This is a genomic window from Pseudoalteromonas sp. NZS11, from assembly GCF_015864765.1.
Classification (GTDB): domain Bacteria; phylum Pseudomonadota; class Gammaproteobacteria; order Enterobacterales; family Alteromonadaceae; genus Pseudoalteromonas; species Pseudoalteromonas arctica.
Genome location: NZ_JADYWP010000001.1, coordinates 340158 through 364624, shown reverse-complemented (window position 1 = coordinate 364624; position 24467 = coordinate 340158). Strand labels below are relative to the sequence as shown.

Annotated in this window: 25 protein-coding genes; 13 read left to right on the top strand and 12 right to left on the bottom strand. The window is 38.4% G+C overall.

From position 1 onward, the window contains the following. Positions 1–24: 24 nt before the first annotated feature. The 3 genes from I6E82_RS01630 to I6E82_RS01620 form a co-directional block, all read right to left on the bottom strand. Positions 25–759, bottom strand: a complete 735-nt coding sequence (locus I6E82_RS01630; protein ID WP_197116511.1) for an enoyl-CoA hydratase/isomerase family protein — start codon at positions 757–759, stop codon at positions 25–27. 125 nt (positions 760–884) lie between these two features. Further along, positions 885–1499 carry a response regulator transcription factor gene (locus tag I6E82_RS01625; RefSeq protein ID WP_165721124.1) on the bottom strand — a complete coding sequence of 205 codons (615 nt, stop codon included), beginning with the start codon at positions 1497–1499 and terminating at the stop codon, positions 885–887. Next, positions 1496–2599: a sensor histidine kinase gene (locus tag I6E82_RS01620; protein ID WP_165721125.1), complete on the bottom strand. Its 1104-nt coding sequence runs from the start codon at positions 2597–2599 to the stop codon at positions 1496–1498. Before I6E82_RS01620 ends, I6E82_RS01625 begins: the two co-directional genes overlap by 4 nt. A 327-nt stretch (positions 2600–2926) precedes the next feature. Between I6E82_RS01620 and I6E82_RS01615 the strand changes: the two genes are divergently transcribed. The 4 genes from I6E82_RS01615 (at position 2927) to queG (ending at position 6960) form a co-directional block, all read left to right on the top strand. Next, a complete protein-coding gene (locus I6E82_RS01615) occupies positions 2927–3793 on the top strand; it encodes a DMT family transporter (RefSeq protein WP_197116509.1) in 867 nt (288 codons plus the stop codon). Continuing rightward, positions 3790–4494: a glycerophosphodiester phosphodiesterase gene (locus I6E82_RS01610; protein ID WP_197116508.1), complete on the top strand. Its 705-nt coding sequence runs from the start codon at positions 3790–3792 to the stop codon at positions 4492–4494. The genes I6E82_RS01615 and I6E82_RS01610 overlap by 4 nt, the downstream gene beginning before the upstream one ends. 45 nt (positions 4495–4539) lie before the next feature. Continuing rightward, positions 4540–5760, top strand: coding sequence for a methyl-accepting chemotaxis protein (locus I6E82_RS01605; protein WP_007579924.1), 1221 nt, complete (start codon positions 4540–4542; stop codon positions 5758–5760). 66 nt (positions 5761–5826) lie between these two features. Then, a complete protein-coding gene (gene queG, locus I6E82_RS01600) occupies positions 5827–6960 on the top strand; it encodes a tRNA epoxyqueuosine(34) reductase QueG (protein ID WP_007579922.1) in 1134 nt (377 codons plus the stop codon). Positions 6961–7006: 46 nt separating this feature from the next. On the opposite strand, the gene I6E82_RS01595 is transcribed toward queG, so the two are convergent. From I6E82_RS01595 to I6E82_RS01585, 3 genes are all read right to left on the bottom strand, one after another. After that, positions 7007–8134, bottom strand: a complete 1128-nt coding sequence (locus tag I6E82_RS01595; protein ID WP_197116506.1) for a response regulator — start codon at positions 8132–8134, stop codon at positions 7007–7009. Between the two features lie 54 nt (positions 8135–8188). After that, positions 8189–10183: a hybrid sensor histidine kinase/response regulator gene (locus tag I6E82_RS01590; protein WP_197116504.1), complete on the bottom strand. Its 1995-nt coding sequence runs from the start codon at positions 10181–10183 to the stop codon at positions 8189–8191. Between the two features lie 119 nt (positions 10184–10302). Next, positions 10303–10791 (bottom strand): GNAT family N-acetyltransferase, encoded by a 489-nt coding sequence (locus I6E82_RS01585; protein WP_007579917.1) that lies wholly within the window; start codon positions 10789–10791, stop codon positions 10303–10305. A gap of 81 nt (positions 10792–10872) precedes the next feature. Here I6E82_RS01585 and I6E82_RS01580 point away from each other — a divergent pair, with 81 nt between their 5' ends. The 6 genes from I6E82_RS01580 (at position 10873) to I6E82_RS01555 (ending at position 16329) form a co-directional block, all read left to right on the top strand. Further along, complete coding sequence (locus I6E82_RS01580; RefSeq protein ID WP_024590220.1) at positions 10873–11448, top strand: glutathione peroxidase; 576 nt, start codon at positions 10873–10875, stop codon at positions 11446–11448. 86 nt (positions 11449–11534) lie between these two features. Next, on the top strand, positions 11535–11816 hold the full coding sequence (locus tag I6E82_RS01575) for a peptidylprolyl isomerase (protein ID WP_002958009.1): 282 nt from the start codon (positions 11535–11537) through the stop codon (positions 11814–11816). Between the two features lie 64 nt (positions 11817–11880). Continuing rightward, entirely contained in the window at positions 11881–12459 is a 579-nt protein-coding gene (locus tag I6E82_RS01570) for a glutathione S-transferase family protein (protein WP_007579913.1), read from the top strand. A 17-nt stretch (positions 12460–12476) separates the two neighbouring features. Continuing rightward, on the top strand, positions 12477–12827 hold the full coding sequence (locus tag I6E82_RS01565; protein ID WP_007579911.1) for a DUF2750 domain-containing protein: 351 nt from the start codon (positions 12477–12479) through the stop codon (positions 12825–12827). 99 nt (positions 12828–12926) lie between these two features. Beyond that, entirely contained in the window at positions 12927–13607 is a 681-nt protein-coding gene (locus tag I6E82_RS01560) for a hypothetical protein (protein WP_024590219.1), read from the top strand. Positions 13608–13755: 148 nt separating this feature from the next. Next, a complete protein-coding gene (locus tag I6E82_RS01555; protein ID WP_197116502.1) occupies positions 13756–16329 on the top strand; it encodes a M1 family metallopeptidase in 2574 nt (857 codons plus the stop codon). A gap of 76 nt (positions 16330–16405) precedes the next feature. Here the strand turns inward: I6E82_RS01555 and I6E82_RS01550 are convergent, their stop codons facing one another. Beyond that, a complete protein-coding gene (locus tag I6E82_RS01550; protein WP_197116500.1) occupies positions 16406–16771 on the bottom strand; it encodes a hypothetical protein in 366 nt (121 codons plus the stop codon). A 75-nt stretch (positions 16772–16846) separates the two neighbouring features. Beyond that, complete coding sequence (locus I6E82_RS01545) at positions 16847–17722, bottom strand: hypothetical protein (protein WP_197116498.1); 876 nt, start codon at positions 17720–17722, stop codon at positions 16847–16849. 157 nt (positions 17723–17879) lie between these two features. Here I6E82_RS01545 and I6E82_RS01540 point away from each other — a divergent pair, with 157 nt between their 5' ends. From I6E82_RS01540 to yjjG, 3 genes are all read left to right on the top strand, one after another. Then, complete coding sequence (locus I6E82_RS01540) at positions 17880–18779, top strand: phosphoribulokinase (protein WP_007579904.1); 900 nt, start codon at positions 17880–17882, stop codon at positions 18777–18779. 66 nt (positions 18780–18845) lie between these two features. Continuing rightward, entirely contained in the window at positions 18846–19391 is a 546-nt protein-coding gene (yjjX, locus tag I6E82_RS01535) for an inosine/xanthosine triphosphatase (RefSeq protein WP_197116497.1), read from the top strand. Positions 19392–19404: 13 nt separating this feature from the next. Continuing rightward, positions 19405–20079: a pyrimidine 5'-nucleotidase gene (gene yjjG / locus I6E82_RS01530; protein WP_010554302.1), complete on the top strand. Its 675-nt coding sequence runs from the start codon at positions 19405–19407 to the stop codon at positions 20077–20079. 92 nt (positions 20080–20171) lie between these two features. Here the strand turns inward: yjjG and lpxC are convergent, their stop codons facing one another. From lpxC to I6E82_RS01510, 4 genes are all read right to left on the bottom strand, one after another. Further along, entirely contained in the window at positions 20172–21083 is a 912-nt protein-coding gene (gene lpxC, locus I6E82_RS01525; RefSeq protein WP_007582940.1) for a UDP-3-O-acyl-N-acetylglucosamine deacetylase, read from the bottom strand. 106 nt (positions 21084–21189) lie between these two features. Continuing rightward, positions 21190–22437 carry a cell division protein FtsZ gene (ftsZ, locus tag I6E82_RS01520; protein WP_007582938.1) on the bottom strand — a complete coding sequence of 416 codons (1248 nt, stop codon included), beginning with the start codon at positions 22435–22437 and terminating at the stop codon, positions 21190–21192. A gap of 21 nt (positions 22438–22458) precedes the next feature. Continuing rightward, positions 22459–23691, bottom strand: coding sequence for a cell division protein FtsA (gene ftsA / locus I6E82_RS01515; RefSeq protein ID WP_007582937.1), 1233 nt, complete (start codon positions 23689–23691; stop codon positions 22459–22461). Then, positions 23688–24467, bottom strand: a complete 780-nt coding sequence (locus I6E82_RS01510; protein ID WP_007582934.1) for a cell division protein FtsQ/DivIB — start codon at positions 24465–24467, stop codon at positions 23688–23690. Before I6E82_RS01510 ends, ftsA begins: the two co-directional genes overlap by 4 nt.

The following is a 24467-nucleotide window of genomic DNA, read 5'->3' as shown; positions in this document are numbered from 1 at the left end:
CTAGTAGCAATACTAAGACTTATACTATTTTTTTTGTAGATTTTTCCAGAGCAGTTTGCTTATATTATCAATAAAGCTTGGGTCTTCTTCTTTCATTGTAAGCAAAATTTGCTTATTCATTTGTGATTTATTTTGAGCGTAAATCCAGCGGTTTTTATTAAACTGCTGGGCAAACTCAAGTACACCTGCTTGTAGTTCATCGTTATTTGCAAACACAGCTTCAACCACTTTATTGTCTAGCAACTGCTGTGCACCAACACGCTCTCCTGACATAGCTAAACGATTAAAGAATGTTTGCGAAATAGCTTTATTAATTATAGGAAACATCGACGGTACAAACGGCACCATTACATCCACTTCAGGAAAACAAAAGAAGCCTTTATCTGACTTCATAAATCTAAAATCGCACGCACACGCAAGCACCGAACCATTGCCATAGGTATGCCCGTTTAACGCAGCAATAATAGGCATAGGAAAAGTAACTATGCGCTTAAACAAGTCACTTATTTGAATCATAAAGTCAGAAATAGCTGCTGGTAAAATACTTGGATTGGACATCCATTGAAGGTCGATGCCCAATGACCAGTTTTTGTCACTCGCAGACGTTAAAATAACTGACTTAATGTTTTGATCTGCTTCAATATGGTCAAGATGTAAATTAAACTCAGCCAAAAATGCTGGGTTGTGACGGTTTTCAGCGGTATTCATAGTGAGTATTGCAGTACTATTTTTAGTTATTAGTTCTATTAAATTTGCCATTAAACCCTCTTTTAACGCTTTTTAAGCTAATTTTAAGCTAATTTTAAGCTAATTTTAAGCTAATTTTAAGCGCTGTTCGTTACTTTTATAAGTAATACTTTGCTTATAATTTATAAACCCACTATTTAAAGCCATCCTTTTTGTTTAGCTATACGTGCAGCATCTATACGGTTAGTGGCGTTTAACTTAGCAATAGCGTCTGATAAATAATTACGTGTAGTACCTTCGCTTATAAATAACTGCTTGGCTATGTCGCTTGTTTTAAGGCCGTCGCTTGCAAGTTTAAGCGCTTTTCGCTCTTTATCGGTAAGCGGGTCGGAGTCGTCTAGTGCATTAATAGCAAGCTCTGGGTCAATTACTTTTTGCCCCTGCATTACTTTTTTAAGCGCATTTATTAGCTCTTCACTGGGTGCTTCTTTTAAAATAAAACCTTTAACACCTGCCGTAAGCGCTCGCCTAATATAACCCGCACGAGAAAATGTGGTCATAATAACCATTTTTATAGCGGGGAACTTAGCGGCTATTTTTTCACTCAGCTCTATACCATTCATGGTTGGCATTTCTATATCGGTTAAAATTATATCGGGATGTAAATCACTATCAAGCGCCTCAATTGCATTAAGTGCATCTTGCCCATTACTTGCTTGCCCAATAATCTCAATATTAAAATCGAGTCCTAACAATGCTGCTACTGCGTCGCGCACAAGCGCTTGATCTTCCACTAAATACACTCTGATCATTGTAAATCCTTAGCTGAAATTGGTAGCATTACATTTAAAGTAAAAATATCGCCACAGGTAAATGTTGCACTGCCATTGAGTTGCTCTGCTCGCTCTTTAATACCATTTAGGCCATTGCCCGAATTTAATGTGGAGCACGGTGCACGATCAATAACGGTGATGAGTAGTTGCAGCGCTGTTTGTTCTATATTTATTTCGCAATTTTTTGTGCTGCTATGGCGTAGCAAGTTGGTAACGGCTTCTTTAATTATAAGGCCGGCGATGCCCTCTACTTTAGCGGGTAGAGTATTTAAAACCACATTAAATGAAACGTTAAAGTCTTGTTCTATTAATCTTTGTTTTAACTGTGCTACTTGGCTAACAAGGTTAAGCTGTTTTAAATCACTAACGGCGCTTCTTACATCACTAAGTAACTGCCTTGCCAGATCGGCCACTTGTGCAATTTCGTTATTTGCTTGAGCGTAACGCTCACCTTGGTTTAATTTATTTGCAAGCTCAGCTTTTAAAGCAATTGATGACAGTGAATGGCCTAAAATATCATGCAAGTCGCGGGCTATCCGTTCACGCTCAGCAATTGCTGCTAATTGCTCTAATTGGTTAGCGCTTTCTTGCTCACGTTTTTTGTACAGGCTCTCTCTTTTAGCTGCAATACCGTAACTAAATAAGGCTGCACATAAAATCAAAGCAACGGCTAAAAAGTATTGAACCTTCCCTATATCACCAATATATGCGCTTAATAAAACCGTAGATATAATCGCGAGTGCAGCATAAATTCTTTGATGGTAACTGTATGCATAGCCTGCTACGTAGGCTGCAAAGCCAAATAAAGTAGGAGTACCTGTGGTGTAAAAAGTGGCGCAAAAACAAATTAATAGCATGGCTACAAACAACTTGGTCACCCCTGCACTTTTGCAGTTTATTGCTTTTACATATAAAAGAATAAAAGCAACATAAAAGGCTAAAGACATCGTTATTTGGTTAGCAGTAAAGCTCGCAAAATTAATTATTAGTGGGAGTAAATAAAAGCCTGTAAAAATTAAATGCCCATATTTCCAAAAACCTTTATCACTTTGTTGAGAAAAGGAGTTAAGCGAGCTCATACTAATACCTCAGGCATATTATTTTTACTTATAGGACTATTTTTATTAATAAATATAAATAACATAAAAATGCATGCCAGCATAAAGCAATCTGCGTACGTAATCGTAAAACTTAACGCCTCTAGCACTTCATTAATAGTTAAGCTGATTAAAATTAAAGAATTCATAATTATCCCCTGTTGAGTAAGGTAACTATGCCAGCGTACAAAAATAATAAGAGTGTGAAGTGTCATCAACTTTTATGACATTTGTCATGCGATAAAAAAATTCATCTTAAGAATTTTTAAGCAATGTTAATATGTTCAAAAAGTACAACAAGGAAACTAAATGCAATCTCAGCAGCAAAGTTTAATTTATTTGCACATAGCGGTATTACTTTTTGGCGGAACCGCTCTATTTGCCAAGCTTCTTGGTTTAAATGCTTTAGATATTACCGTTTACAGAACAGCAATTGCAGGAATGGCTATTTTAGCCATGCTGTATTTTCAAAAAAAACAAATTAAACTAAACAAGCCTAAAGACTACCTTATTGCATTATTTTTAGGTGTTGCGGTGGGTATTCACTGGGTTACCTATTTTGCTGGTATGCAAATGGCCGGTATAACTATTGGAATGCTGGCATTTTTTAGCTATCCCGTAATGACGGTGTTTTTAGAACCCTTATTTAATAAAAGCAGGCCAAAAGCAAAAGATATAATAAGTGCAGCGGTGGTTGTTTTAGGTATTTACTTATTAGTACCAAGTGCAAACTTAGGCGACGATGTAACCTTAGGTGTAATAACAGGTGTTATATCGGCATTGTTTTTTTCAATCAGAAACATTACCCATAAGCGCTACTTTAGCCAATATGGTGGCCCGCAAACTATGTTTTATCAAACCTTAGTGGCAAGCATTATGCTGTGCGCATTTATAGAAGTGCCGGTATATGAGGTTAGTAATCACGACCTAATTTTAATTGCCATAGCAGGTGTTATTTTTACGGCTACACCTCATTCATTATTTGCAGCAAGTTTAAAGCATTTATCAGCGGCAACTGCGGGGTTAATTTCTTGCTTACAACCACTTTATGGCACCATACTGGCTATAGTAATTATTCATGAACGTCCTACTGTTATGACGTTAGTTGGTGGAGCACTTATTGTTAGTGCCGCTTGTTTTGAAACGTGGTCAATCACTAAAAAGGCTCGACAATGAAAGTATTTGCACACCGTGGTGCCAGTGGGGATTTTCCTGAAAACACCAAAAGCGCTATTTTAGAAGCGTTAAAAGTAGGTGTTGATGGTATTGAAGTAGATATTCAAAGTTCCATCGATGATTACATGTTAATACACGACTCATGGCTCGATAGAACCACCAGCGGTAAAGGTAGGGTGAGTAACTTTACGGCACATGAACTCTCTAAACTTGATGCTGGAAATGGTGAAAAAATTCCCACTCTTCAGCAGTTGTTTGATTGGAATAATAATAAATCTTTATTAAATATTGAGCTTAAACATACGTTTGAACTAGAAAGGTTTGTGTCTCAACTAGAACAAAACATTGAAGTTAACAAAATATCGAAAGCGAATATTTTAGTATCATCGTTTGATCATCATCAACTACAGTGGCTTAAAAGCAAGCTACCATGGCTTAAAATAGGCGCCCTTACTTCTTCTATTCCAATTAACTATGCAAAGTTTGCAAGTGATTTAAATGCTTATAGCGTACATGCAGATAAAACCTTTATAAATAAGGCTTTTGCCGATGATGCAAAAAAAAGAGGCTTAAAGATTTATGCTTATACGGTCGATAGAGAACAAGATATAGCGCTAATGCTTGAGTATGGCATAGACGGAATTTTTACAAATTACCCAGCGCGAACCAAAGCTTACTTGTTATCGTTACAAAAAAGCTAACTTACACCTCCCTAACTAAAATAAGAATCGTAGGGCTTAAGCATAATGAGTAGTTTTATGAAAATTTATAACTATATAGAGCAAACATTCTTTTTTACGTTAACGCGTAAAATAATCGGTAATTTAAGTTTTGTATTATTATTCCAAGCAATTACGTTATTTTGGCTGCATCAGAGTTTAAGCGAACAACAGCAAAGTACAGGGCTATTTTGGCTGCTTACGCTTGTTATTATATCTGGTTTTATTTTTACTCTTTTTTATATGCGTTTTTTAATTGTTCGCCCTGTTACCGCTATGCGCGATACTTTGATAAAAATAAACCAACAAGATGCAAATTTAGCAGCAAAACTTCCTCACTTTTCGTATGACGAATTTAAAGATTTAAGTACACAATATAATATATTTACTGCCCATTTAAGTGAGTTACTCAGCACAACATATAACAGTGCTCAAGCTAGTGCACACAGTAATATACAAGTCACTGAATCGATGAAAAATACTGAGCAATCAAGTGAGCAACAAATACAGTTAAGCCACAGTATTATTAATGCCAGTATGCAAATAACCCAAAGCTTACAAAACATAGTAAATAATACAGATAGCGTGCATAACGTTAATAATGAACACCTTAACTTTGTAAAACTATCTGCATCAGAGCTCGCTGCTTTAGTAAAGCAGGTTAAACTTATTACTAATATGCTAGGTAGCTTTTCAAATACAATTGCGGGACTGAAAGAGAACAGTGAAAACATTCGTAGTATTTTAAAAATGGTTGAAGAGTTTTCTGATCAAACTAATTTGTTAGCCCTTAACGCCGCAATAGAAGCAGCTAGAGCGGGTGAAGCTGGCAGAGGGTTTGCCGTAGTTGCAGACGAAGTACGCACACTTTCAATAAAGGTAAGTGGCGCAACTAGGCAAATAAGCGACTTTATTACTCAAATGAATGAGCTAGTAAATGAAACAAATAAAGAGTCAGAGCAATTAATGACTCACTCCAATAATGCACAAAGCTCAATTAGTGCAACCTGTGAGGGTTTTACAAAAATGCTTAGTGAGTTTGAGCACAACCAACAGCAACTCCAACAAATAGCCAGTGCTGTACATATGCTTGAGGGCACTCAAACTAATACTCACCAATCGGTAGAGCAAATAGTAGCTTTAGGTGAGCAAGCTAAACAGCAAATAGATACGGCATTAGCCGATAGCGAGCAATCTCAACAGTTAAGCTTACAGACCCAACAACAGTTAAAGCGCTTCGTGCGCTAAGAAGCGTTTTCGGGCTCAGAGAAATATGGTAAATTACGCAGCTATTAATTTAAGTGTGTGAAGTGTGTGAGCAACCCTACCCCAGACTATGAAAAATTAGCCCTACAAATAAAAACCTGGGGGCAAGAGCTTGGTTTTAGCGAAGTAGGTATTACTGATATTGACCTATCTAAGCACGAAGCCCAATTGCAACGCTGGCTTGATGCTGGCTACCACGGCTCGATGGATTATATGGCTGCTCACGGTATGAAACGCGCTCGCCCTGCTGAATTAGTACCTGGTACACAGCGTGTTATATCCGTAAAAATGAATTATCTCCCTCCCGATGCTGGCTTTGCAAAAACCTTAAAAAATAAAGAAAAAGCATACATAAGTCGTTATGCACTGGGTCGTGATTACCATAAATTAATGCGTAATCGTTTAAAAAAACTTGGCCAAAAAATAGAGCAAGAAATTGGCGAATATGGCTTTAGGCCCTTTGTAGATTCAGCCCCGGTACTTGAGCGTCAACTTGCCGAAAAAGCCGGTTTAGGGTGGCGTGGTAAGCATTCGTTATTAATTAATCAAGAAGCAGGATCGTGGTTTTTTTTAGGCGAGCTATTTATTGATTTACCCCTACCAATAGATGCAGAGAATACGTTTGAAGGCTGCGGTAAATGTGTTGCTTGTATTACTCTTTGCCCAACAGGTGCAATTGTAGAGCCTTACGTCGTTGATGCACGTAAATGCATATCGTACTTAACGATAGAACACCAAGGACCCATACCCGAACAATACCGAACTTTATTAGGCAACCGTATATATGGTTGTGATGATTGCCAGTTGGTATGCCCTTGGAATCGTTATGGACAAATAACGGATGAAAATGACTTTCATCCTCGTACTCAATTAAAAAATAAAGATTTACTTGAGCTATTTGCTTGGGATGAGCCTACATTTTTAAAAAATACCGAAGGCAGCCCTATTCGCCGCATAGGTCACGAACGTTGGTTACGTAATATAGCGGTCGGTTTAGGTAATGCAGAGTTTAGCCCGGCTATTATTCATGCCTTACAAGATAAAAGCCAAATATGCAGCGAGCTTGTTTTAGAACATATTGAATGGGCGCTTGCTCAACAAAACGATAAACAACGATTACAAATTCGTAAAACGGCTAGGTTAATCAGAATCGTAGAAAAAGGCTTACCCAGAGATGCATAATGCAGTTGGAGTAAGCCTTAAAGTAACATTATTTGATTAAGTATATTTAGCTCTTTAAAAGCAATGACAGGTCTTGCTCAATTTCAGCAAAAGCTGCTTTTACCTGTTTAACAGACTCCTCTCTGGCCACTGAGTTTTGGATAGTTTCATCTACTTTTTTATAAATAAACACTTCCTGATCTTCATCTAATCCCATTGATGGGATACGTTCTTCGAGCTCTTCTTGTAACTGTTTAAACACTTTTTCGTTGTTTTGACGGTTGTCATTCAATAAGCTAATTAAGCCATGAAACTTACTGTGAACTGTACTTGCTACGGCATTAAGTTTTGCTTGTTGTGATTCAAGCATTTTCTTAGTCATGATGGCGCGTAGCTGCTGCTCGGTAACACTGACAATAAAACATACGTGGTCGCGTATACGCCCGTGCTTATCTGGATCGTGATCAGGCATATTTAAAATAAGTAAGCTAATCAATTCATAGTTAACTAAAATTCGATGCGAAAATTCATGTAAACGCCCTTTGTTTTTAAGCATTTCAAATAGCTCCACCACAATAGGTGAACACACGCCACTTAATGCAAAGTGACTAATTTCATCGTTCTCTCTAAACTCAACATTACTTTGCAAATCAAAAGATTGTAGGCAATCTATAAGCGCTTTACCTAGCTCTTGAGGGTCATTAATAAAGCCTATGTTTTCAACGTAGTTAACTATCTGCCCCATTTCACTGCTGTTAGCCATGGCATTAAATGCAGTTGATGTAGCATCTTCAACTTGCTTTTCAAGGCTTTGTTTTTCAACAAGTACTTGGTTTAAATTTTTAAGCTTTGACTTAAGTTCATCATGGCCAAAGGGTTTTACAATATAGTCTTCTGCACCAACCGAGTAGCCTTCCATGCGCTCTTCAACTGTGCCACGAGCAGACACAAACATAACAATAATGTGTGCTGTATTTGGGTTTGCTTTAAGTGCCTTACATACTTCATAGCCGTTCATTTGCGGCATACTTACGTCGAGCAATATAACCTGAGGCATATAGCCTTCAACCATGTTTAAACACTCAGGACCACTTGTTGCTACTTGTAATTCAAAATCAAGCTCCTCTAAAATTTCCTCAATAATTTCAAGGTTAAAGGGTTCGTCATCAACGGCAAGTATTTTAGTTAAGGCCATAATTTATCATCCATTCAAATTCTCAAAAAAGTTACTTGGTATGCTAACTAGCAATTAATTACTGTGTTGTATTAATTGATCTTCAGCCAAATGATCATCTAGATTTATTTCTAATGGCACCTGTATAGATATAGTTGCACCACCATTTTCGTTGTTACGTGCAGTGATCTCACCTTGATGTAAAGACACAAACTCTCTACACAATGCAAGGCCCAATCCGGTACCACCGGCACCGCTATTTGTTTTGCTGCTTTGTACAAACTTAGTAAAAATATGTTCCAGCTCATCTTCTGGTATACCGACCCCATTATCGGTAACCTCTATAGTAGCAAGCTTATTATCTGACTCTAAATTTACCCGTATTTTACTTTTGGGTTCGCTAAATTTAAGTGCATTACCTAATACGTTTCGAAGTAACTGATTTATTTGCTCTTCATCACATTGCGCAATTACAGGTAATGGCTGCGCGGTAAATACAACCTCAATTTCTTTTTCCATTGCCGTACCAGATACATCATCAATACTTGTTTTTATAATGTTCGCTAAATTATATGGACGAGGATTAAATGGAAACTTACCCACATCTAGCTTAGATAGGTCGAGTAAATTATTTAGTAACGACAGTAAACGCTCACCACTACTCTCTATTCGCGATAGGTATTTAATGAGTTTCTCTTTTGCAAAATCTCCAGTTTCTAGTTTGCTTAAACCAAAACGTGAAAAGCTTAAAATAGAGTGCATAGGTGTTCGAAGTTCATGCGACATGTTTGCTAAAAACTCTGATTTACTTAAGTTTGCAGCCTCAGCGACGTTTTTAGCGTGCTCGAGTTGTGAAGTACGCGCTCTTACTTGCTCTTCAAGGAGATCTTTTGCTTCAAGTAGTAAATCTTCTTTTTGCTTGAGGTGAGTTACATTTTTAAATATTACGGCAAGTGCTATTTCACCATGGTGATCTATCTCATTAAAAGATCCCACTAACGGTATATAGCCCCCTGCAGTTTTAGATAAACGTAAGTCGCAGCTAAATTGGCGATTACTATTTAATGTCGAAATTTTATTTTTAATACCTAACGTTGAATCATCATCTAAAAAGCTAAATACTGATTTACCTTCTAGTTCGTTAAACGGTAAGTTAAATAGTTTTAAACAAGCATCATTAGCTTCTATCACTCTACCGCATTTCTCAAACAACATAATTGCATCAGGCGTATGCTTATAAATAACCTGAAGTAGGCTGTCTTTTTCAATCAGGGCATCAACCGTATCTTGTAGCCTTTCGACAAGTTCTGCGTTATGGCGTTTTAATAACTCTGTTTGCCACAGTTTATGTATTGATTGTAATAATGAGCTGTCGTTCAATGGCTTAATAAGTACGTCTTCTACACCTTGACGAATAGCTTCAATCATTGAAACTTGATCGGGACGTGAGGTAAATAATAAGCAACGGCAATGTGGTTGCATTATTTTTAAGTTTGAAAAAATTTCTAAACCGGTTCCGTCATCTAAAACAAAATCACTTATTAGTATATCGATTTGCTTTTCTTTCGTAATTTCTAAAGCTTCTGCAGAGGTGGTTGCTGTATGGGTCTCGATATGAGCACCGATCAAGCTGTTTTTCATTTTTTCGAGACGATCAGGAACATGATCGACGAGTAAAATAGCGGGTAATTGCAAAATATGATTGGAGCCTAATTCTAGTAAGCTCTCTAAAAGAGAAGTAATTTCTTTATTAGAAAAAAACGGGTAGATCACGGTTGCGTCAGGCGCAACATGATTTAGCTCACTAAACGCAGTTAGTTGCTCACCACTTTGTGCTTTTGGAGCAAGCAGCATAAAACGCTCTTGCGCTACTTGGCTAACAAGCGGTTTTATAGAATCAACAGGCACACCATGGGCAACAACAACTAAGTCGTAGTCGCCTATATTGGTATACATGTCTAGCATGCTGAAATGAATTAATTCGACTTCACATCCTATTAATTCTAAAAGCACTTTCACACGCATTGCGATGACACTGCTACTATCAACAATTAATATTTTTCGAATCATCAAGCTACACTTCAAATTAATAAACTTAATATGTTAATAGCGTAGACTATTTTTATTTAATTGGCATAAACCCTTCGTCTTACTTTGTAAAAAAATATTACAACATTATGAAAAATAATTTATTCCAGATGTTTTCCAAAAATAGTAAGGCTATACGCCTTATCATCCATTATGGCAACGCTTGGCAACTCACCCCATATTGCAAAATCAAAATGCTTAAACAATTTAACACTCGGTAAGTTATGACTAAAAATAAAGCCGAGTAATACTTTAATATTTAATTGCTTAGCTTGTGTTTGAGCAAATATCATTAGCTTTTTACCAAGCCCTTTACCTTGCGCTTTACTGGTAATGTAAATGCTCATTTCTACTGTGCCGTCGTAAGCTGGGCGCCCATAAAACGATTTATAACTTACCCAAGCAAGTACTTGGTTATTTTCGCAGTAAACGTAAATAGGCCTTTTATCGTTGTGGCTATTAAACCAGTCACGCTTTTCGTCAACGCTCACTTCTTGCGTATCTGCAGTTACCATTCGCCCTGCAATAGTTTCGTTGTAAATGGCTACAATTTCATTAAGATCATTAATAGTTGCTAAACGGATTGTCATAGGTCATTAGAGGGTTGATCAATTTGTTCCATATTAGCGTATGATTATCCAATCAAACAATCGTAAAGTTTAGGTAATGTAATGCTTAAAATAATTATAATAGGTTTAACGGCTTTACTTATTAATGCTCCCCTTCAAGCTCAAACACCATCAATCATAAATAAAACCTCTACACAGGACTGCCAAGATTTTACCAATGTAGATATACGAAAGCTTCGCTCAAAAGAATCTATTAACTTGTGCCAATTTAAAAATAAACCTTTGTTAATAGTAAACACGGCAAGTAATTGTGGTTTTACATATCAATTTAAAGGCCTTGAAGCGCTATATCAACAATACAAAGAGCAAGGTTTAGTCGTATTAGGGTTCCCCTCTGATGACTTTTTTCAAGAAGAAGACAATGAAAAAGAAACAGCGAAAGTATGCTTTGTAAATTATGGTGTAACTTTTCCCATGTTTGCCACCAGCAAAGTTCGTGGTAGCGAAGCAAATCCAATTTTTAAATATTTGAATGAGCAAACTAGCTCTCCAAATTGGAACTTTTATAAATACTTAGTGTCTGCTGATCGTAAAACAGTTTTACGGTTTAACAGCAAAGTGGCACCTAATTCAGAGCAAATGATTACTGCAATTGAAACTGCGTTTTCTGATAAATAAGTTTATACTGGTACAATTAGTTGAAACTAACTAGAATGACATTTCAATTCGGTTAAAAAAACACCACACTATACTCGGGAGATTTTATGACAGTAGCAAGCGCACGACATATACTTGTAGACAGTGAAGCACAATGCTTAGACTTAAAAACAAAAATTGAGCAAGGCGAAGACTTTGCTGAACTAGCAAAAGCACATTCTAATTGTCCTTCAGGTCAGGATGGCGGTGCTCTTGGTGAGTTTGGCCCTGGGATGATGGTTCCAGAGTTTGATAAAGTTGTGTTTTCTGCGCCAATTAATCAAGTACAAGGCCCTGTGCAAACTCAATTTGGTTATCATTTACTTGAAGTTACTAGCCGTTCAGAATAAATTTAACTGTACTGTAAGTAACATTTGATAAAAGCCGCTTATGCGGCTTTTTTATGGAGTAATTATGCAATTAATTGGTTCTGTACCTTCACCTTACGTGCGCCGCATTAGAATTTGGGCACAACAAAACAGCTGCAAACTAGAGCTTGTAAGTCTCGATATATTTTCTGAGCAAGATCGCCCTACTATGGCTAGTAAAAATCCAGCTCGAAAAATCCCAATCCTGGTAGATGGCGACTTAACACTTAGTGACTCTAATTCTATATTGCGTTATTTACTTGAAAAAACAGGTCAGCCAAAACTAACGTGGCCTCAAGAGCACTTACTTACGACTATAAATGCTTGTAACGATTCGTTAGTAGAAATGGTGTTATGTAAACGTTCTGGATTTGACACCAAAAGCGATAAATTATTTTTTAATCTGCAAAACGAACGTATTGAACAAACATTAAGCTTTTTAAATACCCATTTAAGCGATGAAGAATTTAAAAGCTGTGAATACCTCAACATCAGTTTATACTGCCTGCTTGATTGGATTTGCTTTCGCGAATTAGCTGACTTTAGTCAGCATTCAGCGCTTGTTGCTTTTCATAAGCAATATGACGAGCGCCAAGCAGCAATAGACACCAATCCTCGTCACTAATTTAAAAGGGTAAACACATGAGCGATATCGAAATTGAATCACAACTAGTTAACTTCGTAGAAAAAGTACGTGTTAGCGAAGTAATTTGGGCACTTGGTGCAGAAGATAATGGCTTTGTAGTGTGCGATTCTAACCAATTTGACGAAACTGACGTACTACTGCTTTGGGAAAGTGAAGCAGCAGCTAAAGCACAGTGTAAAGAAGAGTGGAAAGATTACAGCCCAGTAGAAATCAACCTTGATGAATTTTTAGATGCATGGGTTGAAGACTTAAATGAAGATAACGCACTTGTTGGTATCAATTGGAATGACGACCAAGTATGTGCAGAAATTGAACCTACAGGTTTAGCTCGCGCATTGAGTGAATAATACTTTATACGCTTTACTCTAAAAGCGGATAAAACCCGACTAGCATCTACTGCTAGTTGGGTATAAAATAAAACACATCATTATTTTCAAGGTATTACGTTGAAAACCCATCTTGGTCGCCGGCCCTTTTCAGCCATGGAACTGCACACTCTTTATAATGGATATATATACGGTGATTTTAAAGTTGCACGAGAGCAACCAAAACACTGGCATTTTTGGCTCCCTTTAATTGCATATTATAGTGGTGCTTATAGCGATGAGATTGGTTATTTAACGCTTGACGATCTGTCCCTTGAAAAAAACGTCTTATGCTTTAATTTTCATACCCACGGTAAAATAAAACCTCGCTTAGTTCCTGTACATCAAGCACTTATAAATGCTGGATTTAATGAATATATAACGTTCATCAAATCGCAAAACCAACACCGATTAATGTTCGACTTACCCGCTAAAACTGGCAGGTACAGTGAAAAAGTCCGCATTTGGTTTTCAGGCGAAGGTGAGCGAGCCGGTTATCTGCAAAAATGTGATATACCAAACGTAGATCAACTCGGTATGAAAACAGCAATAAGCAGTCTTCGTCTTAACTTTGAGCAACAAGTGCGTATATACGCCCTACAAGCTAACTCTAAAGACGCTTTTAATTACTTGATGGGTTTTAACGAGTATCCACACGATGTGTTTAGCGATACCCACTTATTAAATACCGTTGTCCAACAAATACGTATTATTAACTCACACCTGCATTGGCAGCGTTTTATAACACGCGAAAGCCACTGACAAACTTTGTTACTATTTCCCCTTAAAGTCACCGTTATAATCAATTACTCTATTTAAAAAAACTGTTAGGATATCTAACCCCCTAATTATATGAGCATAAAAAAGCCTATTTAGGGTAGTTTCTAACAACAACAATCTAGGGATCACTATGTTTCTTAAAAGCCTCTTAACAGTGAGCGTTGCTTTAGCAATGGGTGCTGCAAACGCTAACGAATTCGTTATTGAAAAACTCGCAAAACCAAGTTCACAACAGGTGTCGTTAACACTCGACCCGAGCCAAGATACATTCACAGGGATGACTGAGATTGCCCTAGAAGTACTAAAACCAACAAAATACATTGAGTTAAATGGCGTAGCTTACGCTGTTAAAATGGCGCAACTGCTTGGTGATGAAAACTGTGATTTAAACAATGAAATGCTTAAAACAGGTAAAGTAAAATTTAGCTGTGATGAGCAAATTCAACCAGGTAAATACACACTTAAAGTTGATTTTTCAGCGCCATATAACCGTCAAAGTGTTGGTTTATACAAAACATTAGACCAAGGCACTCCTTACTTATTTACTCAATTTGAAATGAGTGATGCACGCCGTGCATTTCCTGTTTTTGACGAGCCAAGTTACAAAATTCCATTTCAGTTAACGATTACTGCGCCTACATCACAAAAAGTATATTCAAATACGCCAGAGTTAAAAACAACAGTTAATGGCGATATGACCACACACTTTTTTGATAAAACACCGCCAATCCCTTCATACCTAGTAGCGATGGCTGTTGGCCCGTTTGAAGAATTAGAAATTAAAGGCATGCCAATTCCTGGTCGTGTAATTACCCCTCAAGGTAAAATTCACTTAGCCCAATACGCAAAAGAAAATATGCCAAAAGTACTGGGCGCACTTGAAGCGTATTTTGGTATCCCTTACGTTTACAAAAAATTAGACTCAGTAGCGGTACCAGAGTTTCCATTTGGCGCAATGGAAAACTCAGGCTTAGTGACCTACAGAGAAGATATTTTATTGGTTGATTTAGCTGCCGCAACACGCAGTAAAAAACAACGTAATGTATCAATTATTGCTCACGAACTTGCTCACCAATGGTATGGTAACTTAGTAACCATGAAATGGTGGAACGACTTATGGTTAAACGAAGCGTTTGCTAGCTGGATGGCTGCAAAAATTACTAAGCAGCTTAACCCTGAGTTTGAATCGCATCTAGACTTGCCACAAAACAACGTGATGGCACTTGATGCACGTTTAAGCACTAAGCCTATTCGTAAGCCAATTAAAACCGAAGCCGACATTATGGACGGTTTAGGTCTAGCTTACAGTAAAGGCAGCTCAGTACTTGCTATGGTTGAAAACTGGATTGGCGAAGATGCATTCCAAAAAGGTATTCAAAGCTACTTAAAAGAGTTTTCATATAAAAATGCTGAAGCGGCCGACTTATGGGAAGCACTTGGTAAAGCATCAAATAAAGACGTAGCGAGTGTTTTAAAATCGTTTATTGAACAGTCTTCTTTCCCACTAGTTAAAGTAACTCAACAAGGTAGCAAAGTAACTATTTCACAAAGCCGCTTTGTAAATGCAGGCGTTGATGCGCCAGAGCAGTTATGGAATGTACCGGTTGCAATTAAATATGGTGCTGGCGATAAAGTAAAAACAGCAAATGTATTACTTAATAAACAAAGCCAAACGCTAGACTTAGACTTTGAGCCAGAATGGATTTATCCTGACCAAGGTGCACTAGGCTACTACCGCTGGGTAATGGATGACGCACAATTTAGCGCACTTGTTAAAAAGGCGCCAAGCGTACTGAGTGACCGTGAGCGCTTAGCGTTGTTATCGGCTACTGATGCACTACTTGACGCTGGTGTTATATCTGCTGCTAAGTTAATGCAAACACTTGAAGTGTTCGTAAGCGATAGCCACCCTCGCGTAGCAAATACCGCACTAGGTTATTTAGTATCGCAACAACGTACCTTTAAAGACGATAGCAATAAAGACCTATGGCCTGAATTTATTCGTAATGCAGTAACGCCTGCAGCTAAAAAATATGGTTTAGAAGCTAAAGCGGGAGAAGACGGAGCTATTGCACAACTTCGTGCGGCCGTTGTATCACGCTTAGGTTTTGATGGTGAAGATCAAAACGTAATCAGTAAAGCGAAAGAACAAACACAAGTTTATTTAAATGATCCACAAAAAGTAGACCCTTACTTAGCCGGTACGTACTTAACTCTTGCTGCTTTTCATGGTGACAAAGCGCTGCTTGATCAATTCATGACAACGTTTAAAACAACGAAAGATCCACAAGTACGCACTAACATGCTTGCTGCAATGGGCTTTTTTGGTAAACCTGAATTACAAAAAGCGGTATTAGCTTATAGCTTAACGGATGAAGTAACTGCCTCTGACATGCGTACTATTTTGTCAGGTCAAAGTTATACAGATGAGCGCCAAGCGTTATTTATTGACTGGGTTTACAGTAACTACGATAAAGTAACAGCAAGCTTACCGCCTTTCTTTATTCCTAACTTACCGTACTTTACAACGGCGAGTTGTAATGCAGAAAGCTTAGCTAAAACAAAGACCTTTTTTAACGAAAAAGTAGCTGATGTAGCCGGTTACGCTCGTACATTAAGTAAGCTTGAAGAAAGCACAAACGATTGTATCGCGCTTAAAACACGTGAACTAGAATCGGTTAATAGCTTCTTAAAAAGTAAGTAACCCTTAGGTTTATTAAGCTATAAAAACACAAAAGCCGCTGAATATAAATTCAGCGGCTTTTTACGTTTATGTTTTACTAGTTACCAATAATCATCGTTAGCTTGACTATAAAGTCTTTTGCTGCTTGCTCAGAGTTTATTTTAAATGCCACACCGTAGTGAATAGGCTGAGCACTTTTAAAAATACGTGTAGGAAAGCGTGTCATCTCGCTGCTATGAAAGTAGCCTTGCGCACGAGTTACGCCATCAATATCACTAAAGTCATCGCTAAACACCTCAAATGCTGGGCGAATTACTATTTTACCCTTGCCGCTTTCGCTGTGGGTATAAAATGCTTCTTTAGAGTTTACTAACATGTACTCTGCAATATTTTTAATCTTAAAATTACTTCTACACTGTAATTTAATGAGCTGTTCTGTCAGCTCGTCTGCACTATAAGCCACGTGTAATCCCTATTAGTTAATTTGCGTATTAGATTAACGCATACACACAATAAAATCTGAATTTATTTGTCTGCTTTACTGCGTTATATCACATACAAAAGCGAGTTTTTCATTGTTGTAACTCATTCTTGTTATATTTGTTTCGCAGTAGGTGCTTAAATTAAGCCATTGCGATACTTCATTACTTCCATCAAGTTTACGCTGATAAACGCGGTTTTTAATAGCATAAGCGATAGTTGCATCATCTTTCAAAATAAAATCTTGAACTTGAGCAGGTAACCTTAGTAGGTCTTCAACTTGTTTATCTTGTGGATTAAAACTCGCTAAAATATGTTGCTCGTTTTTAGTGTAACTAAATAAAAATGCAGCCGTAGAGTTGTTATAAATAAGCGTTCGGCCAATATTACTGGCAGCTATTTTCCCCTTCGCTTGTGCAACAGAAGTATATTGAAGAGTATGAGGCTTTCCTAAAATAAACATCACTAAATCATTTTGAACACCCCATGCATGGTACCCAACAGGTTCAATCCAATCAAAAATACGACTTGGCGCATCTTCGCTTTTGAGTGGGTATTGCCACAGTTTTTGCTTACCATCTGCCTCTACAACAATCGCTGATACTGCATCACCACTTGGCATAACCGTTGGTGAATATTCGCTTACGGGAGAGTTACTGATATTAATAACTTTTTTTGATGTTAAATCGTAATAAGCAATATCGGTTTGGCTTTGCTCACCTGCAATCACCTCATGAGTAAAGTATAAACCTGTACTTGTTAAGTGCGGTTGGTTGTTATAACTGTTTTTATCACTCACTATACTAACTTGCACCCCATAAGGCGTATTTAAATCAGCAAGTAATACTTGGCTTTTTGGCATGCTAGCCTGCGCCATAATTGGGCTAATCGCTGCTATAGAAAATATCCCAAGTAATGGTTTAATAAGTTTCATGCTTTCTCTCGTTTTAATTTTAAGCACCTCATGATAACGTTATTTGCTGATGACGTCACTTGAGCTAAGTCAGTCAACTCTTAAGATACCCAAACGGCTTAAAATAATGTTAAGTTTAGTCTGGTTATAAAACCTGGTCCTAAAAAAGAGAATTAACATGTCAGCTAAAAATCCTATTATTGCGATTACGGGTTCGTCTGGTGCGGGTACAACCACCACAACCAATGCAATTAAACATATTTTCCGTAGCCTTAATATTGAAGCGGCTTTTATCGAAGGAGATAGCTTTCATCGTTACACTCGCCCTGAAATGGATAAAAAAGTACGTGAAGCACAACAAGAAAATAAACACATTAGTTACTTTGGCCGAGAAGCAAATGACTTTGGTGCTTTAGAAGCGTTGTTTGAAAACTATAGTGAAACAGGCCAAGGTAAGTTACGCCGATACTTACACACCTTTGATGAAGCCGTCCCATACAATCAATTACCGGGTACATTTACTCCTTGGCAAGACCTTGATAGCAATACTGATATTTTGTTTTATGAAGGGTTACACGGTGGTGTAGTTGATCAAGATGTAGACGTGGCAAAGCATGTCGATTTATTAATAGGCATGGTTCCAATTATTAACCTTGAGTGGATTCAAAAATTAATACGCGATACATCCGAACGAGGCCATTCTCGCGAAGCGGTTATGGGCTCTATTGTGCGCAGTATGGATGACTATATAAATCATATTACCCCGCAGTTTTCTCGTACCCATATTAATTTTCAGCGGGTGCCTACTGTTGATACCTCAAATCCATTTAGCGCCAAAGATATTCCATCACTCGATGAAAGCTTTGTAGTTATTCGCTTTAGGGGTATTGATGATGTTGATTTTCCTTATTATTTACGCATGATCGAAGGCAGTTTTATGTCTCGTATTAATACGCTTGTAGTACCAGGCGGCAAAATGGGCTTGGCTATGGAGCTTGTGCTTACCCCATTAATTAAAGATATTATTTTGAAAAAGCGTGCACTGGAAAACCTAGCACCACTCGATTTACCTATTTGATTACCGACTCTTTTTTGTTAAAGCTAACTCACGTACACTGCTGATTTTGCTCAAGGTGAGATCAGCATGTCACAACAATTAAAAATTATTGTCGGTTCTAAAAATCCTGTAAAAATAAATGCCGCTAAACATATTTTTACTATGTATTTTCCAGAATGTATCATTGACTGTGAAGGTGTGAATGCTCCCTCAGGCGTGGCCGATCAGCCTATTGGCGAAGACGAAACACGTATTGGCGCGCAAAACCGTGTTAATTATTGCAAAAAGCACCACCAAGCTCACTATTACGTTGCAATGGAAGGCGGTGCAGAGCAATTTAGCTATGGTGCAGCAACCTTTGCTTTCGTTGTTATTGATAATGCCTTAGATCAAGTTGTAGGGCGTAGCAGCAACCTTCCTCTACCCCAAGTACTTTATAATGCATTACTTAAAGGTGAAGAACTTGGCGATGTAATGGACAAAGCATTTAATACCACCAACGTTAAACAAAAAGGTGGCGCTATTGGTCTACTTACCAACAATCATGCCACGCGCGAAAGTACCTATACACAAGCACTCACTTTAGCTATGGCACCTTTTTTACACCCTGAGCTATACGGCCAAACAAATTAATTTAGGAAGTTTAATGAAGTACAACTATGTATTGTTTGATGCAGACGAAACCTTATTTAGGTTTGATATTTTAGCGGGCATGACTCGCATGTTTAAAGCTTACAACGTAGATTTTAGCCAAGACGATTATATTCATTATCAAAAAACCAATAAGCAGCTGTGGGTTGATTATCAAAATGGCACTATTAGCGCAGATTACTTACAAGTAACACGCTTTAATGAGTGGGCTTCAAAACTTAATGTGCCAGCAAAAGAGCTAAACGATGCTTTTTTAGATTCTATGGCGCAAATTTGCGAGCCATTACCTGGTGCTATTGAGCTTTTAAATAAACTTAAGCCAAATGCTAGATTAGGTATTATTACTAACGGATTTGCCCGCTTACAAACCGTACGCCTTGAGCATACTGGCTTAAAAGATATGTTTGAATGGTTAGTTATATCTGAACTTGTAGGTATAGCAAAACCGAATAAAGCGATTTTCGAGCACACATTTGAGCTAATGGGTAACCCAGATAAAAGCGAGATACTTATGGTGGGTGATACTGCTGCAAGTGACATACTTGGCGGCAACAATGCAGGTATTGATACTTGCTGGTTACAGCACCCTGGTGAGCAATTAGCCGACGGAATAAAGCCAACCTATACCGTAGCTAGTTTAAATCAGTTACAAGCTCTTTTGGAGTTATAATAAAGTATAGAGCTATTAAATTTCACGCAAAAAAATGACGCTAATTAGCGTCATTTTTTATAACTGTTTTTCGAGCTGCTCTTTTACTGCTTTTAGGCTGGAGCTAACTCAAGACCGGGTGCAGGCATCGTCACAGGCGTTTCAAATGTTGCCCACTCCCATGCTGACTCTGTAGCCATAATTTTACGAAGTAATTTATTATTTAAATCATGACCCGATTTAAATGCAGTTACTTTACCTAAAAGGTTATGGCCTGTCATAAACATGTCACCAACACAGTCTAATATCTTGTGCTTAACAAACTCGTCGCTATAACGTAAACCGTTAGGATTTAAAACTTTGAACTCATCAAGTACCACAGCACTATCCATGCTACCACCTAGCGCTAGGTTGTTTGCATGCATGTATTCAATATCTTTCATAAATCCAAAAGTACGCGCACGGCTAATTTCTTCAATAAAGCTTTGCGTTGTTATATCCAACCCAATACGTTGGCGACTTTCATTGATAGCTGGGTGGTTAAATGCAATCTCAAAGTCGATATGAAAACCATCATATGGTTCAACTTCAGCCCACTTATCACCTTCTTCAATGCGTACTTTTTCTTTAATACGGATAAAGCGTTTAGCAACGTTTTGCTCTTCAATTCCGCCTTTTTGTAACAGATATATGAATGGTAATGCACTACCATCCATAATCGGCACTTCTGAGCTATCTAATTCTACAATTAGATTATCAATTCCCATTGCAGCAACGGCTGCAATAAGATGCTCAGTAGTCGATAAGCGAACACCATCTTTGTTAATTAAACAGGTACACAACTGCGTATCACCAACGGCTTCAGGTGTTGTTTCAAAATCAACAACCGGATCAAGGTCGACACGACGAAATACAATCCCAGTATTTGCGCTCGCAGGTCGGAGAGTTATTGTGACCTTCTCACCTTTATGAAGTCCAATTCCTATGGCTTTGACTACTTCTGCAATCGTACGCTGTTTAATCATAGGTATGCTCACTTTTAAATCAGTTACAGTTATATGGCGGATTTTAACATAAATCCTTTTGCCTTTCAATATTTGTACATATTTCAAACAAAAGTATTATCAAATGTTAATCAGCCTGCTTACGTAAAAAAGCGGGGATATCAAAATAATCACCACCTTCTGATTTATCCGCTTTTTTACTGTTTTGTGCTGAAGAGCTTGATGCACTGCTTGAACTAGTTGTAGGCGCTTTTTCTTTGCTTTGCGTTTGCGCTTTAGCAGTGTTTTCTTCAGTGTTTGTATCTTGGCTTGCAAAGCTTGGTACGTACATACTGCTCGTTTGGTTTGATGTGCTTGCAACATCAGAACCTGATGCTTTTTTAAAGCCGTTATCAACAATACCAAACTGTGGACGACGATCGCCGCCTAACCCAGTTGCAACAACCGTTACACGTAGCTCATCAGTCATTTCAGGGTCGATTACCGCACCAACAACAACCGTTGCGTTTTCTGACGCAAGTGCTTTAACGTGATTACCAACAATTTCAAATTCTTCAATCGCAATGTCCATACCTGCGGTGATATTAACTAAGATACCTTTAGCACCTGTTAAATCAACGTCTTCTAGTAGTGGGCTTGAGATAGCCGCTTCTGCTGCTTCTTGTGCACGATCAGGGCCTGACGCAGACGCCGTTCCCATCATTGCAGTACCCATTGCAGACATTACAGTTCTAACATCGGCGAAATCCACGTTAATTAAACCAGAACGTGTAATTAGCTCTGCTATACCTTGTACCGCACCAAATAATACGTCATTAGCTTTAGCGAAGGCATCTAGAAGTGTAGTCCCTTTTCCCAAAACTTTAAGCAATTTATTGTTCGGAATTGTAATAAGTGAATCTACAATTTCTGACAATTCGTTAATGCCTTGTTCAGCGGCTGCTGCACGTTTTTTACCTTCAAAATCAAAAGGACGTGTTACAACTGCAACGGTTAAAATACCGAGTTCTTTAGCAATTTTAGCAACTACCGGTGCTGCACCAGTACCTGTACCGCCGCCCATACCGGCTGCAATAAATACCATATCGGCGCCTTCAAGGCTGGCACGAATTGTATCTGCATCTTCTTCAGCCGACTTACGGCCTACTTCAGGGTTTGCGCCCGCACCCAACCCAGAGGTTATTTGCGTGCCTAGCTGAACTGTAATATCGGCAGCAGAGTTACGTAATGCTTGCGCATCCGTATTAGCGGCTATAAAACGCACGCCTTCTATTTGTTGTTTAACCATGTGCTCAACAGCGTTACCGCCACCACCGCCCACGCCGATTACTTTTATTACAGCTTCTTCGCTGTGTTGTTCCATTATATCAAACATGTTTACTCTCCGACTTGAGTCTTAAAACTCGCCTTGGAACCATTTAGTAATGCGGTTCCACCAATTATTGTTATCCTCTGCTTTCGACTTTTGTGCATTCATCGATTGCATGGTACGCCCGTATTGTAACAAACCAACAGCGGTTGCGTACGAAGGATCATCTACATAGTCTGTCAAACCAACCATCCCGATTGGCTTGCCTATTCTTACTGGCATTTGGAAGATGTCTTCTGCCACTTCCATCGCGCCAGTCATTTTAGCAGTTCCGCCTGTAATAACGAGACCTGCCGCAATTTGGTCTTCTAAGCCTGAACGACGAATTTCTTCCATCGCAAGCTCAAATAATTCTCTAAAACGAGGCTCTACCACCTCAGATAATGTATGGCGCGACATTAACCTTGCTGGTCGTCCGCCTACACTTGGTACTTCAATTGTGTCTTCGCTACTTGCCATTTGGCTACTAGCACATGCGTATTGTACTTTGAGTGACTCGGCATGTGATATAGGTGTGCGAAATATTTTTGCAATATCACCAGTAACTTGGTTACCCGCCACTGGAATAACCGCAGAGTGACGAAGTGCGCCATTAATATAAATGGTGATATCCATAGTGCCGCCACCAATATCAAGTACTGCAACACCTAGCTCTTTTTCGTCATCTGTTAGTACAGAATAACATGACGCTAATGCAGTAAAGATAAGTTGATCGACTTCAAGACCACAGCGCTCTACGCATTTCTCGATATTTTTTGCCATATCGTTTGAGCACGTAATAATGTGTGCACGCGCTTCCATACGAACACCACTCATACCAAGTGGGTTTTTAATGCCCTCTTGCATGTCGATACTGTATTCTTGCGGCAATGCATGCAGCATTTTACGTTCTGCCGAAATAGGCACAGAACGCGCAATATGAATTACATTTTCAATGTCTTCGTCAGTGACTTCGGTATTATTAATTGCCACCACGCCACTTTCATTTTGACACTGTATATGTTTGCCAGAAATACCCAAATACACAGAGCTAATACGACAATCAGCCATTAACTCGGCTTCGTCTATTGCTCGGCGAATAGACTCAGACACTAAGTTTAAATCGTTAACGCCGCCTTTATCCATACCATGAGATACTTGGCTGCCCACACCAACAATGCTGAGCTTGTTATCTGCGGTGATTTCACCTACCGTGGCAACCACTTTCGAGGTGCCAACGTCTAACCCTATTACTAGGTTTCTTTCTGCTGACTTAGTCATGCCTTACTCTTATTTTGTAATTGTTCTTCTTGCACTGGCTTAAAGCTGACTGCAAGGCCGGTATCATACCGTAAATCTATTGTATCTACTTGTGCATCTGCACGTTGTTCCATTCGTGGATAAACGTCTATAAAACGTTGTACACGCTTGGCTTTATCTTTACGTCCTAAATTTAAACGTATTCCGTTATCTAACCATAGTTGCCACGAAAAGCGCTCCGACAATGCCAAACTTGTTAACGTTAAGCCGTTAACTTTTAGCATTTCATCAAATTGCTTAAAAGCAATCCACGCTTCTTCTTCGCTGCCTTCTGGGCCGTATAACTGCGGTAAGTCATCATCTAACTTATCGCTGCTGGCTTGAAATGCCTGACCACTTTGGTTGAGCAATAAGTCGCTATTCCAATGTGCTACTACTTCATGTTCAACAACATATACTTGTATAGTATCAGGCCATTGTTTACGCACCGAAGCGGTAGCAACCCAGGGTAAGTCTTGAACTAGCTGCTGCACATGCTTAACATCAAGTTCAAAAAAACTACTTAAATCGGCTTTTTTAATCGCTTTTATAATTGCCGTTTCATCTGTGTATTTAGGCTGCCCTTGCACTGTAAGGTGCTTAATTTGAGCATCTTTGTTTTCAACTAACCAATCCGATACACCTGTCGTAATTTGCACTAAGCCAATTACAACTATCAGAAAAAAGCTCACACCAAAAATCAAAGACCAATTAAGTTTCAGTTTGATTTCCTGAGCTTTTTCTAAAAGGGGATGCAT

Bases quoted from the DNA above. Each gene is read 5' to 3' on its own strand.
- I6E82_RS01630 (WP_197116511.1), bottom strand. From the start codon at position 759: ATGGCAAATTTAATAGAACTAATAACTAAAAATAGTACTGCAATACTC.
- I6E82_RS01625 (WP_165721124.1), bottom strand. From the start codon at position 1,499: ATGATCAGAGTGTATTTAGTGGAAGATCAAGCGCTTGTGCGCGACGCA.
- I6E82_RS01620 (WP_165721125.1), bottom strand. From the start codon at position 2,599: ATGAGCTCGCTTAACTCCTTTTCTCAACAAAGTGATAAAGGTTTTTGG.
- I6E82_RS01615 (WP_197116509.1), top strand. From the start codon at position 2,927: ATGCAATCTCAGCAGCAAAGTTTAATTTATTTGCACATAGCGGTATTA.
- I6E82_RS01610 (WP_197116508.1), top strand. From the start codon at position 3,790: ATGAAAGTATTTGCACACCGTGGTGCCAGTGGGGATTTTCCTGAAAAC.
- I6E82_RS01605 (WP_007579924.1), top strand. From the start codon at position 4,540: ATGAGTAGTTTTATGAAAATTTATAACTATATAGAGCAAACATTCTTT.
- I6E82_RS01595 (WP_197116506.1), bottom strand. From the start codon at position 8,134: ATGGCCTTAACTAAAATACTTGCCGTTGATGACGAACCCTTTAACCTT.
- I6E82_RS01590 (WP_197116504.1), bottom strand. From the start codon at position 10,183: ATGATTCGAAAAATATTAATTGTTGATAGTAGCAGTGTCATCGCAATG.
- I6E82_RS01585 (WP_007579917.1), bottom strand. From the start codon at position 10,791: ATGACAATCCGTTTAGCAACTATTAATGATCTTAATGAAATTGTAGCC.
- I6E82_RS01580 (WP_024590220.1), top strand. From the start codon at position 10,873: ATGCTTAAAATAATTATAATAGGTTTAACGGCTTTACTTATTAATGCT.
- I6E82_RS01575 (WP_002958009.1), top strand. From the start codon at position 11,535: ATGACAGTAGCAAGCGCACGACATATACTTGTAGACAGTGAAGCACAA.
- I6E82_RS01570 (WP_007579913.1), top strand. From the start codon at position 11,881: ATGCAATTAATTGGTTCTGTACCTTCACCTTACGTGCGCCGCATTAGA.
- I6E82_RS01565 (WP_007579911.1), top strand. From the start codon at position 12,477: ATGAGCGATATCGAAATTGAATCACAACTAGTTAACTTCGTAGAAAAA.
- I6E82_RS01555 (WP_197116502.1), top strand. From the start codon at position 13,756: ATGTTTCTTAAAAGCCTCTTAACAGTGAGCGTTGCTTTAGCAATGGGT.
- I6E82_RS01545 (WP_197116498.1), bottom strand. From the start codon at position 17,722: ATGAAACTTATTAAACCATTACTTGGGATATTTTCTATAGCAGCGATT.
- I6E82_RS01540 (WP_007579904.1), top strand. From the start codon at position 17,880: ATGTCAGCTAAAAATCCTATTATTGCGATTACGGGTTCGTCTGGTGCG.
- yjjX (WP_197116497.1), top strand. From the start codon at position 18,846: ATGTCACAACAATTAAAAATTATTGTCGGTTCTAAAAATCCTGTAAAA.
- yjjG (WP_010554302.1), top strand. From the start codon at position 19,405: ATGAAGTACAACTATGTATTGTTTGATGCAGACGAAACCTTATTTAGG.
- lpxC (WP_007582940.1), bottom strand. From the start codon at position 21,083: ATGATTAAACAGCGTACGATTGCAGAAGTAGTCAAAGCCATAGGAATT.
- ftsZ (WP_007582938.1), bottom strand. From the start codon at position 22,437: ATGTTTGATATAATGGAACAACACAGCGAAGAAGCTGTAATAAAAGTA.
- ftsA (WP_007582937.1), bottom strand. From the start codon at position 23,691: ATGACTAAGTCAGCAGAAAGAAACCTAGTAATAGGGTTAGACGTTGGC.
- I6E82_RS01510 (WP_007582934.1), bottom strand. From the start codon at position 24,467: ATGCATCCCCTTTTAGAAAAAGCTCAGGAAATCAAACTGAAACTTAAT.